Source organism: Variovorax sp. P2_H12, from assembly GCF_056403395.1.
The window spans coordinates 24,819-38,295 of record NZ_JBFUFO010000031.1; the positions used below are offsets into that span (position 1 = coordinate 24,819).

Annotated in this window: 12 protein-coding genes and 2 pseudogenes; 9 read left to right on the forward strand and 5 right to left on the reverse strand. The window is 67.6% G+C overall.

All coding sequences use genetic code 11. The features are described 5' to 3' along the window. Positions 1–86: 86 nt before the first annotated feature. Positions 87–1,187 (forward strand): annotated as a pseudogene (locus AC1DYK_RS23440) (DUF3363 domain-containing protein); the annotation flags it as partial. Between the two features lie 178 nt (positions 1,188–1,365). Next, a pseudogene (locus tag AC1DYK_RS23445) lies at positions 1,366–1,767 on the forward strand (DUF3363 domain-containing protein); the annotation flags it as partial. Here the strand turns inward: AC1DYK_RS23445 and AC1DYK_RS23450 are convergent. Then, on the reverse strand, positions 1,650–2,561 hold the full coding sequence (locus AC1DYK_RS23450) for a LysR substrate-binding domain-containing protein (protein WP_478168484.1): 912 nt from the start codon (positions 2,559–2,561) through the stop codon (positions 1,650–1,652). The pseudogene AC1DYK_RS23445 and the gene AC1DYK_RS23450 sit on opposite strands and share 118 nt — an antisense overlap. Positions 2,562–2,787: 226 nt before the next feature. On the opposite strand from AC1DYK_RS23450, the gene AC1DYK_RS23455 reads away from it, so the two are divergent. From AC1DYK_RS23455 to AC1DYK_RS23465, 3 genes are all read left to right on the forward strand, one after another. Beyond that, positions 2,788–3,465, forward strand: a complete 678-nt coding sequence (locus AC1DYK_RS23455; protein ID WP_478168485.1) for an iron-containing redox enzyme family protein — start codon at positions 2,788–2,790, stop codon at positions 3,463–3,465. Positions 3,466–3,636: 171 nt separating this feature from the next. Next, positions 3,637–4,209 carry a LysR family transcriptional regulator gene (locus AC1DYK_RS23460; protein ID WP_478168486.1) on the forward strand — a complete coding sequence of 191 codons (573 nt, stop codon included), beginning with the start codon at positions 3,637–3,639 and terminating at the stop codon, positions 4,207–4,209. Positions 4,210–4,247: 38 nt separating this feature from the next. Next, a complete protein-coding gene (locus tag AC1DYK_RS23465) occupies positions 4,248–5,369 on the forward strand; it encodes an autoinducer binding domain-containing protein (protein WP_478168487.1) in 1,122 nt (373 codons plus the stop codon). On the opposite strand, the gene AC1DYK_RS23470 is transcribed toward AC1DYK_RS23465, so the two are convergent. After that, the gene (locus AC1DYK_RS23470) at positions 5,358–6,023 is read right to left on the reverse strand and encodes an acyl-homoserine-lactone synthase (RefSeq protein ID WP_478168488.1); all 666 of its coding nucleotides are present in this window, start codon (positions 6,021–6,023) and stop codon (positions 5,358–5,360) included. The two genes, AC1DYK_RS23465 and AC1DYK_RS23470, sit on opposite strands and share 12 nt — an antisense overlap. Before the next feature lie 478 nt (positions 6,024–6,501). Here AC1DYK_RS23470 and AC1DYK_RS23475 point away from each other — a divergent pair, with 478 nt between their 5' ends. The 4 genes from AC1DYK_RS23475 to AC1DYK_RS23490 all read left to right on the forward strand — a co-directional run bounded on the left by AC1DYK_RS23475 (position 6,502) and on the right by AC1DYK_RS23490 (position 9,513). Next, positions 6,502–7,665: a Bug family tripartite tricarboxylate transporter substrate binding protein gene (locus tag AC1DYK_RS23475; RefSeq protein WP_478168489.1), complete on the forward strand. Its 1,164-nt coding sequence runs from the start codon at positions 6,502–6,504 to the stop codon at positions 7,663–7,665. Next, on the forward strand, positions 7,662–8,027 hold the full coding sequence (locus AC1DYK_RS23480; protein WP_478168490.1) for a chorismate mutase family protein: 366 nt from the start codon (positions 7,662–7,664) through the stop codon (positions 8,025–8,027). The genes AC1DYK_RS23475 and AC1DYK_RS23480 overlap by 4 nt, the downstream gene beginning before the upstream one ends. A 171-nt stretch (positions 8,028–8,198) precedes the next feature. Continuing rightward, on the forward strand, positions 8,199–8,780 hold the full coding sequence (locus AC1DYK_RS23485) for a helix-turn-helix domain-containing protein (protein WP_478168517.1): 582 nt from the start codon (positions 8,199–8,201) through the stop codon (positions 8,778–8,780). A gap of 130 nt (positions 8,781–8,910) precedes the next feature. Beyond that, a complete protein-coding gene (locus AC1DYK_RS23490) occupies positions 8,911–9,513 on the forward strand; it encodes a hypothetical protein (protein ID WP_478168491.1) in 603 nt (200 codons plus the stop codon). A gap of 70 nt (positions 9,514–9,583) precedes the next feature. Here the strand turns inward: AC1DYK_RS23490 and AC1DYK_RS23495 are convergent, their stop codons facing one another. The 3 genes from AC1DYK_RS23495 to AC1DYK_RS23505 form a co-directional block, all read right to left on the reverse strand. Continuing rightward, complete coding sequence (locus tag AC1DYK_RS23495) at positions 9,584–10,462, reverse strand: DMT family transporter (protein ID WP_478168492.1); 879 nt, start codon at positions 10,460–10,462, stop codon at positions 9,584–9,586. Continuing rightward, positions 10,462–12,606, reverse strand: coding sequence for an aminodeoxychorismate synthase component I (gene pabB / locus AC1DYK_RS23500; RefSeq protein WP_478168493.1), 2,145 nt, complete (start codon positions 12,604–12,606; stop codon positions 10,462–10,464). Before pabB ends, AC1DYK_RS23495 begins: the two co-directional genes overlap by 1 nt. 340 nt (positions 12,607–12,946) lie before the next feature. Next, a complete protein-coding gene (locus tag AC1DYK_RS23505; RefSeq protein ID WP_478168494.1) occupies positions 12,947–13,189 on the reverse strand; it encodes a helix-turn-helix domain-containing protein in 243 nt (80 codons plus the stop codon). Between the last annotated feature and the right edge of the window lie 288 nt (positions 13,190–13,477).

Here is a 13,477-nt window from a genome sequence, read left to right on the forward strand (position 1 = left end):
CGATCACCCACGAACAAGGCGCAGTTGCCGGACCAACGGTCGGCGATCCATCGAGGAAGGCGATTCCGACCCGTTCCCGTGGTCAAGTGGTTCACGCCCCACGCGGAGCGACGTGGCTGCTGACCGAGACCGATCCTGAGGACCCGGACCGGGCCTTCCGCCTGTGCGACCTGGGCTTCGTGCGCCTTCAGGAACTCGCGGCGTTGCGGGGGCGCTTGCGCCCGCCGATCGAACGGGACTTCGGCTTCGCCGACAAGCCCATCAGCGGGTATGCGCGCGAAGCGCGCCTCTCGGGGCGCATCGTGGCTTGGCCCGCCCCTTCAGCCGCCAGCCTCTGCGGCTGGCGCGGCTTCCCTTCTTTGCTGTGCAGGCGTCGCTTCATTGTCCAAAGCGGTTCGTGGGCGAGCGTTGAAGCTGGCCGCCTCGGTCTCAGGACGCGCCATGCGCGCGCCTACGCCAGGCTGCGCCTGGGTCGATCGAAGCGGGGCGCAGTGGCTGGACGTCTTGGGACTGGTGCAGCGGGTGGACGCGCACCGCTGGTGCACGGCGACGCACATCGAACAGGCGTTAGCGCCATGGGCGAACGCGCGGACGTCCTGCGTGCCATGCATCGCGCGCTTCGCGGATCCGCGCGGGAATGCGTGCCGGTCGCGCAAGCGAGTGCCGGCCTGGTGGGGCGCGTCGTCGGCAAGGGGCTTGGCGACGCGTTGAACGATCGAGGCTGTCTCGTGGTGGACGGCCTCGACGGCAGGGCACACTTGCGGGATCTGCCAGCAGGTGCCGACCTGGCCGCGTGCCGCTGGATGCATCGTGGAGCCGAGGGCGCGCGGCGCCTCGCGCGCCGTCAACGCCACGATCGTCGAAATGGCGAAACAGGACGTCTGTCGAAGGGAATACCACGTCGCCAGCCTTCGAGCGTGCACCGACGCCGACCCGGAAGGCGCGGTCGACATGCATGTCCGCAGGCTGGAGGCCCTCGCCGAGCCGGCGTGGTCGAGCGACTCGAAGTCGGCGTCCGGCGCATCCCCTCGGATGATCTTGCGCAAGCAGGCAGGCACGATGAACGAACCCGGGCACCCTGCCAGGTCTTGGTGACGTCCTGTTGGCCCCCGGAGCCCCAGGTCCGGGCGCCGGGCGCCACCTGGCGGGATCAGGAAATCCTCTGGCGTCGGGAGCCGGCACGGCCTCAGGGGTTCGGCCACGAAGTGCCCGCCGCGATGCAGCGTCGCCGGGACTTCCTCGCCGCGCCGGATTCGCCCGGGTCGAGGGCCCGCGCTTCCTGCCAATGCCCGGGCTTTTCTCGACCCTCGTGCAGCATGACCTGGCGGCCGCAGGGCGCCGGCTTCAGGCGCAGTCGGCGCTCTCTACCGACCGGCCTGCGACGGACAGCGCATCGGCGGGCGCTACGGCCGTTCGGTCCAGCTCGCAGGCGGGCGATTCGCCGTGCTCGACGATGGCGCAGGGTTCAGCCCCGTGCCGTGGCGGCCCGTGATCGACCAGCGTCTTGGACGGGAGATGTCTGCGGTGGTACGGGGGGATGTCCGTGTCCTGGCAGTTCGGGCGACTTCTCCCTTTGGATCTCGCCGGACCGCGACCGCCCCCCGTGGGCTTGGAAGGCAGGCGGCGCGGAAGTGGCGCACGCGGCACGCTCAGCAGGGTGCCCCTGATCCGATGAGGGATGGCGTGTCGGGAATGGGTGCCAGCAGCATCCGCCTGAGCGTCTCGAGATCGCCCATGTTCAGGGCGCCTTGCGGGGCCGCCACGTAGTAGGCCCACGCGGTGTTCAGGCGATGGGCGAACGGCTGCATGAGCCGACCGTCCTTCAGATCCCTTTCAACGAGCTGGTCCACCGCCAGCGCGAAGCCCTGTCCTGCCGCGGCGGCTTCCAGCGCCACGGTGGCCTGGTTGAAGAAGGGACCCCGGGGCGATCGCCCCGGGGTGACACCCGCCCTCGCCATCCACGCCTCCCAGAAATCGTGCAGCGACGTGTGCAGCAGCGTCTGCGACAACAGGATCTTCGGATCGCTGGGCCGCCCGAGGCATTCGAAGAGCGCAGGACTGCAGACGGGAAACAGCTCCTCGTCGAACAGCTTCAGGCCACACGCGCAGGGGCTGTCCGGTCGATGCTCGATCACCAAATCGATGTCCGCCCGCGAAACATCCGCCTCTGCGATGTCGGCGCAGACACGCAATTCGGCATTCTCGTGCGCGGCGCGCAGGACGTTCAATCGCGGGCCCAGCCAGCGGGTGGCCAGACTGGGCGGCGCCCAGATGGTGACGGTCCGGTTGCTCGTGACCTCTTCGGTCGCTCGCGAGAGCTGAAGCAAGGCAGAACGGATCGATTCGGCGTAGGTACGCCCCACGACGGTGAGCGCCAAGGTGCCGGAAAGCCGGATGAACAGCTTGACGCCGAGATGGGCTTCCAGCGATCGGACGTGCTGTCCGACAGCGCCGGCGGTCACGCAAAGCTCATCGGCCGCCGTTCGATAGTTCAGATGCCTGGCGGTCGCCTCGAACGCACGAACGGCATTCAGTGGGGGAAGCCTGATGCGAATTGCCATGGCCGCAACCTGATGAACCTTCGACCGTCTTGGATGTGGACGGAATCATTTTTGCATGGCGTGCAACCCTTGACGGGGCGTCGAGCAGTTTTTCTGCGACGCATGCAAGCAAATGTGACTTGCTGCCACTTCACGGCCGCCGATATCGTTGGGGGCGCGCGCGGACGGCCGTCATCCGCAGCATCTTGTTCAGCCCTTGATTCACCACATTGGAGCACCTCGACCTATGGACTATCTCGCGACTCTCGACGAACTGGCTGTTCCTGAGCCCGAAGAACGATTCTTCGCCGGCCTGAGCGGCCGACAGGACCCGGGACTTGGGCGCTGGGCGAGGAGCTACCACTACTTTTCGATCTCGCAGGCGAAGCTGCTGCCGTTGATGGTGAAGCGCCTGGCGATGACGGACTACCACTCGCTGTCTGAAGTCACGCAAGCGCTCTACGAAGAATACGGGTCGGGAAAGGTCGAGGCGGTGCACAGCCGCCTCTTCGCTCGATTCTGCGAGGCGGTCGGCCTGCGCGGCGACCGTCTGCCGATCGCGCGTGCCGACGTCGAGCCGGAGGTTCTTCACTACCTCGATGCCATCGAAGCCGGCTATCGCCACGCGGACAACGGCATCACGATGGCGACCTACTGCTTTCTTGAGCGGTCCGCCGTCCTGTCCTATCCGCTCATGTTGCGTCGCCTGGGCGATCTGGGATTCTCGGCGTCCGAGCTCATCTTCTTTTCGACGCATGTCGTGCAGGAAGCCGAGCATGACCGGGGGGCCAACCAGATCGCCCGGCGGTTGATCCGGTCATCGCGCGAGCAGCAGGATTTCGTCGATCAATTGCGGCGCATGCAACGCGCCTGGTCGAACTTCTGGCGGCCCTTCGCCATGCGGGAAGTGAACATCGTTCGTTGAGTCGACGCAGGCGGGTCGCCGGCCCCTTGCCGGCGCACCTCGCAGCGTGACGGCTGCGCACGCCGGAGCGGGTTGCGTCCACGCGAGCGCTCCAGGCGCAGCGGTCACGCGCCATGACGTTCTCACAGGCTCCATGTCGTTGCGTCGCGCCATGGGCCTCCAATCTGACCCATGATCGAATTGCCTCACCTTCGCCATCTCATTGCGGTTTCGGAAGAGCAGAACTTCAACCGTGCCGCCGAGCGGGTCCACATCGACCAGACGCCGCTGGCGCGAGCCGTGCGGGATCTCGAAGATCAATCGGGCGTGGGCCGGCTCATGCGCACGCTCCGGCGGCTCCATCTCACGCCGGCGGGCAGCGATGTGCTCGGTCATGCACGGCTACTCATCTTGCGCCTGGAACGCGTCAAACGGGCGGTTCGCTCCAGGGCGCAGCGCCACCGGTCGTCGCGTATCGCGATCGCAGATGGCATTGCGCAACCGCAAAGGCCGCACTGTCTGCGGACCCGGCAGTCCGTCTGCCCGCACGCCCCGCCGGAACTGCTGGAACTTCGCACCGATCTGGTGCCCGCTCTGCGCCGGGAGGAAGCGGACGCGGGCTTCTGCTTCGCAGCCCCGCTCCACGGGGCCATCGAACAGCGTGCGGCCTGGACGTACCGCGTGCGCGCGATTCTCCCTGCGAGGCATGTCCTTGCGCGGCGCCGCGAACTGTGCCTCGTCGAACGCCGGGCCTACCCACCGTGACGTGCGACGCCAATGCGATGCCGGGATTGCGCCGGCAGATGGATGAACTGCAGCGGGCTCATCATGCACGCGTGCGGCTCGACACGGCCAAGACCCTGGCCGGGTCCCTGGCGCGGGTGGCTGCGGGCTTTGGCGCCGGCGTGGCAGACGCCGGGCATCTGCAGGCCTGCCATCGCAGCGACCTCATGGCCGTGCCGCTGCACGAGGAATTCAGCTTTCGCACGTACGTGCTGCACAGGCGCCGGCCGGTGCGTTCCCCGGACGCCGTGCTTCGATTGGTCGACCACGCCCTTTCCGCTGGCGGCTGCCAGGGGACCTCGACCCCATGCGCGAGGCGCAGCGTCATCACGCTCCCAGAGACGCCGGAGGTGGCGAACGCAGCCGAAGGCGAGCCTGATGGACCCTGCGCAATGGAAGGAGGAGATGCCATGAACGATCGGATCGCGGAATTTCGTGACGGGCTGACGCCCGGACTGCCTGCAGAGGTCATCTTCTCGAAAATCGCCGCCGCTGCGCGCGAACTGGGCTTCGAGGGTTGCGCATACGGTCTGCGGCGCGGTCTGCCACTTTCGCAACCTCGCTTCGTCCTGTTGAACAACTACGATCTGCGCTGGCAACAGCGCTACGCCAGCGCGTCCTATCTGAACATCGACCCAGTGGTCGCGCACGGGGCGCGACGGGTCGAGCCGGTGATGTGGACCGATGGACTCTTTCGCAGCGCGCCGCAGTTGTGGGATGAGGCACGCGCCTTCGGACTCGCGGTGGGGTGGTCCCAGTCCTGCTTCGATGCCACCGGTACGGGCGGCATGTTGTCTGTCTCCCGCTCCCATGAAACGGTCACGGCCGCGGAGCTGCGCACACGCGAGCCGTCGCTTCGAATGCTGGTTCACGTCGCGCATCTGGCGCTGTCCGCAGCGCTCCTGCCTTCGGAGTGGCCCGCGGCCGAGTTGACCCGGCGGGAAGAGGAGATCCTTCGCTGGACGGCCGATGGGAAAACCTCGCCGGAGATCGCCGAGATTCTTCGGTTGTCCGTCAATACCGTGAACTACCACCTCAAGCGCGCGCTTCCCAAACTCGGCGCGGCGACCAAGGCTGGCGCCGTCGCTCTCCTGATGACCCGGCCGCTGCGGTCGTCGCGCGCGATGGGTTCAACACGCTGACGACGTGTGCGCCGCCTCGGGTGGGGGCAACGCGGCGCGACCCTTGCGGCTTGCGGCGCACCGCGCGCATTCGCGGCTCTGCCGGGCCTCGATCCAGCAAGGGACGAGCGCGTGGCCATCGATCACTTGAACCGGCGCTGCAGCCCGGGCTGCGAAGCCGGCGCGGCGAAGAAGTCGCTCCACACCGCGCGGCGACACGGTGATGAGACGACGCGCGCCACAGCCAGCGGCGAGGTCGAGCGCCGCCTGAAGGAGCCCGACCGCGACCGGCGAAGTGAAGGCCTGGTGCGAGGATGCGTGCTGCGACAACAGGTCCATCGCGGCGAATCGGGAGAGCTCCCAGATCTCGGCGCTGCGGGGAAGCGGCTGCGACCCCATGAGCTGAGGGAAGACCTCTGCCAGCAGGTAAGGCCGGTGCGTCGGAAGCAGTCGAGCCACCCCCACCAGTGCGCCATCCGGATTCCGGGCCGCGATGTAGACCGTGTCCGAACGATCGAACTGGTCGAACTCCAGGCCTTCGAAGGTCGCCAGCGACCAGCCCAGTCGCTCCACGAAGACCTGGTGGCGGTAGCGCGCGACGCTCGCCACGATGAGCGGCGCCAGTTGTGCCGGTGTTCCTGCGAGGTATTCGGTGCGTTGTTCGGGCGACTGCATGGGCGCTATTGCAGCCCGGTCCCGAGGCGGGTGCCACTACCCGATCAGGTGAGATGCAACTGCGGGATGCGCGGGATGCGCGGGATACGCGGGATGGGCGGGATACGCGGGTTGCGTGGGATACGCGGGTTGCGGGTTGCGGGTTGCGGCCGCGTTCGGCGATGCGCCGGCGCCGCCGGAGCGCGCGTCGGGTCGAACCAGCCGGACCTCATCGATCTCATCGACATCATCGACATCATCGACACGGGCGCTGCGGAATGCCCCGTCTTCTCGGACCTCTGCCGTTGCGCCACGAGCCTGCCGTGCAACACGGCCTGCGCTGTCCGGTTGCCCTTGCACCGCGTTTCCCGAATGAAACGGGGCCTGCGACGGCCGTCGCGGCGCGCCGCGACGGATGGCGCGTCGTGACGCAATGAGCAAGCGTTGAGACTTGGAGACCATCGGGGAAAACTTGGCGCTTCTTTCTTAGAGGTGATCAATGCCGAAACACACGCCCGTCTTCCTGGATCCGCCGGATCGCAGCATGCGCAAGAGCCGCAGCACGCGGGCCGCGACGCTCTCGTCGCGGTGGCTCTCCCGTCTCTTCATTCCAGGCCTGTGGCTGGAGGGAGGGCGCGGGCGAGATGTTGCTCCGGATGCACCCGCCGCGCCACGGCCGTTCAAGGCAGTCCTCTGCGCGGCCGCCCTGGCGATCGGCCTCGGCGCCCAGGGCGCCTTCGCTCAAGGCGCTGCCAGCGAGACGCCCAAGTGGCCGACGAAGCCGATACGCATCGTCGTCGGGTTCGGCGGGGGATCGTCTCCCGACCTCGTTGCCCGGGCCATCGCGGACCCTTTGTCGAAAGCGCTCGGTCAGCCGGTCATCGTCGACAACCGACCCGGCGCGAGCGGAAACATCGCGGCGGACATCGTGGCCAAGTCCACCGATCAGCACACGATCGGGATGCTGATCAACGGCAACATGACCGTTGCCAAGATTCTCAACCCCGCGACGCCCTATGACCCCTTGAAGGACCTGGCGCCCATCAGCCTCATCTGCGTGGCGCCGCTGGTCCTGGCGGCCCCGATGGACGCGCCGGGCACCGACGGACGGATCTTTCTCGCCGCAGCGAAGGCCGCAGGCAATCGCTGGAGCTATGGCTCGCCGGGCATCGGCACGGTCGGGCACCTGGGCATGGAACTCCTGAAGTCCCGCACCGGCATCGCTCCGGTGCACGTGCCCTATCTGGGCAACCCGCAGGTGATCGGCGGACTCATCGGTGGCCAGCTCCAGATATCCCTGCTGCCCCCGGGCCTGGCGGCGGAGCAGGTGAAGGCTGGCAGGTTGCGCGCCATCGGCGTGACCTCGCTGGCGCGCAGCCCCCTGGTCCCCGACTACCCGACCCTGGGCGAGGCCGGTGTCGAGAACTTCCAGCTGGAGATCTGGACGGCCGCCGCCGGGCCCGCCACCATGCCCCAACCCATCATCGACCGGCTGTCGAAGCTGATCGGGGAGATCACGCGCACGCCCGAGGTGCGCCAGCGACTGCACCTGGACGGTTACGAGGCGGTCGGTTCGCCCGCGGATGTCCTTGCCGCGCGCATCAAGGCGGACACCGCACTGCTCAGCAATATCATCGTCACGCAAGGTGTGAGGCTGGAATGAGCGAGCCGAAGCCGGACCCTGATGGTGCGTCGTCTGCGGCTGCTGTGGAGCAGGAAGCCAGGCTCGCCGCCTTGCGCGCGCAACTCGATGCGATCGATGCGAGGCTGCTGGAGGTGCTGTTCGAGCGACTGGCGTGCTGCGCCCGCATCGGGCACCACAAGAAGGTGCACGCGGTGCCCATGATGGCACCGCATCGCATCGGGATCGTTCAGCGCCGCGCCGCCGAATTCGCCGCCAGCCACGCGTTGAATCCCACCTTCCTGCATCAGCTCTACGAGCTGATCATCGCGGAGACCTGCCGCCTCGAGGACGAGATCATCGCCTCGGAAGCGACCCTGCCGCAGGCCGTTCGCTCCGCCTGACCAGGACCTTCTGCATCGATCTTCGCGCGGGTCCTCGTCGACGCATTCCGCCAGGAATGCTTGCGGGGCCGCGCGCTGCGTGAGCCTGTGAAAAAGCATCTCGTCGCATCTCCCTTTCCGACGGCCCGGAAGATCCGTCTCCCGGAAGCGCTCAGCCGTCCCCGCAGCACCGTGGCGACGCCGCGCAGTGAAACCGCGCGACGGCTCGGAGAGCAGGTGCGCGCGCTTCGCATCGCAGCGGGCGTCTCGGGGGGAGAGCTGGCCCGCCGCAGCGGCATCTCGCGCTCCATGCTTTCGCGGATCGAGCGCGGCCTGGTGCGAGCCACAGTGGACACGCTCGAGCGGATCGCAGAGGGACTCCATGTGCCGCTGGCCCGGATGTTTTCCGACCAGGCGCAACGAGCGGACTATTCCTTCGTCCCGGCAGGCCGAGGCATCGTGGTCGACCGGGTGGGCGCCGTGGCCGGGTATCGCTACGAACTGCTGGGCCATGTGCTGTCCGGGAATCTCTTCGTGGAACCCTACCTCGTGCGGCTTCTCCCCGCAGCCACGCCGTACACCAGCTTTCAGCATCCGGGGATCAAGTTCCTCCACTGGATCGGTGGACGTGTTCGATACCGATACGGCGACCGGGTGGTCACGCTGACGAAGGGGGACTCCCTGCTCTTCGACGCCATGGCGCTCCACGGCGTGGACAGCATCGAGGAGGCGCCGGTCGCCTACCTCTGCGTCGTCTTCACGATGCGAGACTAGGCGCACCATCGGCCGGCGCCAGCCTGATCTTGTCATTCATCCATTCATCCATTCATCCATTCATCCATTCATCCATCCGCCGTCCACCTCCACCATCCACCATCTCATCAACCATTTCCGAGACAGAACCATGCCATCCTTTGTCACCCTGGGTCCGAGCGGCAGCAACCACGATTTCGTCCTGCGCCGCTATCTGGATGCCCATGGCCTTGGCGACCGCGCCCGCATCGTGCTGGTGGACGACTTTCATGTGGGCGCCCGGCAGGTCGTCGCCGGTGAAGCGGATTTCATGCTTCAGTGCGCGGCGCATCCTGATCTGGCTGAGGTGACAGGCCTCTATCGTCGGCGACTCTTCGTGGTGGACGCTTTCATTTCCCAAAGTCGTCCCATGGCCCTCATGCGTCAGAAGGATCCGGTCGGGGTCCCGGATTGTGTCGCAGTCCAGGCGGCGACCCGCCATTACGCGGACCTCTCGCCCTGGTCTCGGGTGGTGACCGAGCCGACGGTCATGGCCGTGAGTCTGGGCCTGCTGGCGCGACGCCATGTGGCAGGCATCGGCTTCGCTTCGTTCGCCGAGGCACATCCGGAGGCCTTGGAGGTCGTCGTTCCCATCGGATCGATCTGTGACGCGTGGGTGCTCTTCGGGCGCACGGCCGTGGATGGTGGCGAGACCGTGGTCTGGACATCCAGTCCCGTCTCGCGGCTCCTTGCCGCGGATGAGCCGACGGGCTGATTCATCGCAGGTGTACGCAGGTTGTGCGCAGGAGGGATGGTTCGCGCGGACCCCCGGCGATGGCATGGGATCACCGACCGACCCCTGGCGCTCGCCGCGTGGAGCGCAGGACGCAGGCGCCGGAACCGGCGACCAGCGCAATGCCGATGAGGGCCCGCCGGTCCGGCACTTCGTTCCAGACCGCGAATCCCAGCACGAGGGCCCAGACGATGTTGCTGAAGCGGAAGGGCGCGACGACGGACAGGTCAGCGCGCCGGGTGGCGGCCACGACGGCACTGTTCCCGACAGCCGTGAAGACCGCAGCCCCGACCATCCAGGTGAGCGTGCGCGGGTCCGTGGGAGCGCGGACCTCCAGGGTGGCCATGGCTGCGCCCGCAAGGGTCACCGCCAGGGTGGTGACGCTGGCGACCAGCAGCGAGGGAACATCGAGCGGAATGGCGCGATTGACGAGTTCGCGGCCCGCCAGAGAGGCGGCGCAGGCGAGGGCCAACGCGAGCCCTGGGAGGTCGACCGCGGAAGAAGGTCGCACGACCATCAGGACGCCGACAAAGCCGGCGGTCGCCGCCAGGACACGATCCAACCTCCTGGGCTCCAGTCCCGTCGCCATGCTCACGGCGGCAACGATCAGGGGAGCGATCATCATGATCGAGGTCACCGTGGAGAGCGGCATGCGCGACAGCGCGGCGACGGAGGTTGCCGCCGTCGTGATCTCGAGCAACGCGCGAAGCGCGACGATGGGCCGAAGCGTCTGGCGCCAGGCGTGATGCAGCCGGGCACGCGCCACGACCGCCAGAAGCATCATCGACGCGAGCGCTCCGCGCAGCAGCAGGATCTGTCCGGTGCCGTAGCGGGCCGCCGCCAGCTTGATGAAGGCGTCGTTCAGCACATAGCAGGCCATGGCGAGCAGCATGAGACCGATGCCATGCCGGTTCTCCTCGGCGGAGGCCATCACGCGCCGCTGTCCGCGTCGTCCTGCGCCTTCGATGCGGGCGGCCCGTCCATGGACGCCGCGCCGCAGGCGCGAAGCGTTTCGTACTGCGCCTTGGCCTTGAGCACGATCTCGTCCACCTCGGCGTCGGGATCCGACATCGCCACGATCGCTCCACCCGATCCGATGGAGACCTTCTCTCCGTCGCTCACGATGGTGCGGATGACGATGTTGAGCTTCGCCCGGCCGTCCAGGGACAGGAAGCCAAGGCTTCCGGCGTAGACGCCTCGCGGGGCGCCTTCGAGGGCGTCGAGGATCCGCATGGTTCGAATCTTCGGCGCACCTGTCATGGACCCGCCCGGGAAGGTTGCGCGCAGTGCATCGATGATCGACTTGTCGCGGCGCAGTTTTCCGCGGATGGTGCTCACGAGCTGGTGCACGGTCTCGAAGGACTCGACGTGAAAGAGCAGCGGGACGTTGACGCTGCCGACCTCGCACACGCGCGCCAGGTCGTTGCGCAGCAGATCGACGATCATGAGGTTCTCTGCCCGGGTCTTCTCGTCCTCGAGCAGAAAGCGGCTGTTGCGTGCGTCCTGCTCGGGTGTCGCGCCGCGGCCGATGGTGCCCTTGATCGGCTTGGATTCGAGGGTGCCGTCGGCCGCGAGTTCCAGGAAGAGCTCCGGCGAGGCGCAGAGGACGGCAAGGGGTCCCGACTTGAGGTAGGCGGCGTAGGGGGCCGGGTTGTTCCGGCGCAGCACGCGATAGACGTTCCAGGCGTCGATCCCGCCGGCGCCGACAAGCTGGTTCGTGAGACAGGCCTCGTACGTCTCGCCCTGGAGGATCTCATCCTGGCAGCGCTCGATGAGCGCACGGTATTGCTGCAGCGGTATGCGCCATGCCATGGGCTCGAGTGCCTCGGCACCCGCTTCGCGCAGGATGGGCGCGCCGAGAGCGAGCGTCTCCAGCCGCTCGGCGAGCCCACGCATCCATTCCATGTTCGCCTTGGACAAGGCGCCCTGGTCGAGACACAGGATCCATGCGTCCTCGTTCAAATGGTCAAAGGCCACCAGACGGTCCGCGAAGATCCAGAGCGCGTCGGGGGTGGACGCGTCGGGCGTGGGCTGGCCTTGCAGTTCGCCGCGCAGCTCGTAGCCGAGGTAGCCGACGTAGCCGCCGATGAATTCGAAGGGCCACTCGCCCGCGGCGACCGCGCACTGGGCGAGGCGCTCCTGAAGGAAGTCGAAGATGCTGCCCGAGGCGTTGTTCGCCCCGGCGGCGAGCAGGTGGTCCGGGGCGGGTCCCTGGACGCGGAGCTCCCGCTCGGCCGAGCGATAGGTCACGACCTGCGCAGCAGGGCCGCGGGCGTCCCCCATGTACGAGAAGCGTCCTCGCTGGCCGTCGGGGGCGCTGCTGTCCAGCCAGAAGGCGGCATGGGCGTCCGCGAAGCAGGCCGAGAACACCGCTTCGGGCGCGGGAAAGTTCTGCAGGCGATGGATGTGGACGCTGAAGGGACGGCCTATGGGGCTCTCGCGCGCGGCCTGAGCCGGACCGCGGCCCGGAAAGCCCGCATGGGATGCGTGCCGCACATGCCATGCCTGCGTGAGATCCCGGAAGTTGGCCAGGAGCCGGGCGCCGAACTCCGTGCAGATCGACTCGGGATGGAATTGCACGCCCCACCAGGGTCGATGAAGGTGTCGCAGGGCCATGAGCGTGCCGTCCGGCGTCCACGCCAGCGCCTCCATGTCGGGCGGAAGGTGGCTGGCCGCGAGCGAGTGATAGCGCACCGCTTCGAACGGTGAGGGAATGCCGCGGAAGAGCTCGCAGTCCACATGCGAGACCTGGTCCACGCGCCCGTGCATCGGGCGGATGGCCAGGTCCACGGTCGCCCCCGAGAAGTGGGCCATGGCCTGATGGCCCAGGCACACCCCCAGGATGGGGACATCCGAGAAGCGCAGGGCGTCGCCGGAGATCCCCAGATCGCTGGCCCGCTGCGGCCGCCCTGGCCCGGGCGAGATCACGATGTTGTCGAACTCCATGGCCTGGACCTCGGCCCATGGCAGCGCGTCGTTGCGCAGGACGATGGGCTCGCGGCCGTTGGCGGCCGCCAGGTACTGGTGCAGGTTGTAGGTGAAGGAATCGTGGTTGTCGATCAGCAGGGTGCGCATGGAAAACCTCGCCGGGGTCCTGAGGGCTTCCATGGTGGGTCGGCGGACGGGTCCGTCCAACTACCAGAATGGGTGGGTGCGTTCAGCGCGCCAGGTCGGCGCGCCGGAGGGCGCAGACCACGTTGCGGCGGCTTCGTGATGCGCGCGCTGAAGCGTTGCGGCCGGACACGTCGCGCTGCCGGCAGGGCAACCGGAAAGGCGAAGGTGAAGAAGCGGGAAGGAATGGGAAGGGATGGGAAGGAATGGGAAAGGATGGGAAGGGACGGGAGGGGACGGGATGGGACGCGCAGGCGACCGGGCCTGCGCCGTGCGATGCCGTGCCCTCGACCCGAAACGCTGTCTAGGCGCCCGCCTGGATCAATTCGGCGAGCGACGCCTCGGGCGTGTGCATGCAGGCGCGGCACCAGTCCAGATAAAAGAGGACGTCCATGTAGCGCTCGCCGCGCTCGATCTTGGAGACGGAAGACTGGTCGACCTTCAGGCGGGCGCCGAGCTCGGCCTGGGTGAGGCCGCTCTGGCGCCGGAGCTTGCGCAGATGCCTGCGCAGAATCTCGTAGCGGCGGTGGTGGATGGGAACAAGCACGCGTGCAATGCTCTCCATGAATTATAAAAAGGCCATTTCGGACTATTTTTGTGTATGATTCGCCGAGGAAAAAAGACTGGTATGGCCTTTGAAATGCACCTTGCCGCTGCGACGCCCGGCATGGGTGGGCGCATCCGCCCTGGCGCGGTGCCGGGCACGAGGTCGGCGCGGGCACAGCGCCCCGGGGTGCGTGAAAGCACCGGGTGGCCGTACGCGGCGGCTGCCGTCCACGCGACAGCCGCGACAGCCGCGAAGGTCGGAGAGCGAGGCCGGTGATGCGCGCGCGCG

Excerpts from the sequence above, each read along its gene's own strand:
- AC1DYK_RS23450 (WP_478168484.1), bottom strand. The coding sequence starts at position 2,561 with ATGGCAATTCGCATCAGGCTTCCCCCACTGAATGCCGTTCGTGCGTTC.
- AC1DYK_RS23455 (WP_478168485.1), top strand. The coding sequence starts at position 2,788 with ATGGACTATCTCGCGACTCTCGACGAACTGGCTGTTCCTGAGCCCGAA.
- AC1DYK_RS23460 (WP_478168486.1), top strand. The coding sequence starts at position 3,637 with ATGATCGAATTGCCTCACCTTCGCCATCTCATTGCGGTTTCGGAAGAG.
- AC1DYK_RS23465 (WP_478168487.1), top strand. The coding sequence starts at position 4,248 with ATGGATGAACTGCAGCGGGCTCATCATGCACGCGTGCGGCTCGACACG.
- AC1DYK_RS23470 (WP_478168488.1), bottom strand. The coding sequence starts at position 6,023 with ATGCAGTCGCCCGAACAACGCACCGAATACCTCGCAGGAACACCGGCA.
- AC1DYK_RS23475 (WP_478168489.1), top strand. The coding sequence starts at position 6,502 with ATGCCGAAACACACGCCCGTCTTCCTGGATCCGCCGGATCGCAGCATG.
- AC1DYK_RS23480 (WP_478168490.1), top strand. The coding sequence starts at position 7,662 with ATGAGCGAGCCGAAGCCGGACCCTGATGGTGCGTCGTCTGCGGCTGCT.
- AC1DYK_RS23490 (WP_478168491.1), top strand. The coding sequence starts at position 8,911 with ATGCCATCCTTTGTCACCCTGGGTCCGAGCGGCAGCAACCACGATTTC.
- AC1DYK_RS23495 (WP_478168492.1), bottom strand. The coding sequence starts at position 10,462 with ATGGCCTCCGCCGAGGAGAACCGGCATGGCATCGGTCTCATGCTGCTC.
- pabB (WP_478168493.1), bottom strand. The coding sequence starts at position 12,606 with ATGCGCACCCTGCTGATCGACAACCACGATTCCTTCACCTACAACCTG.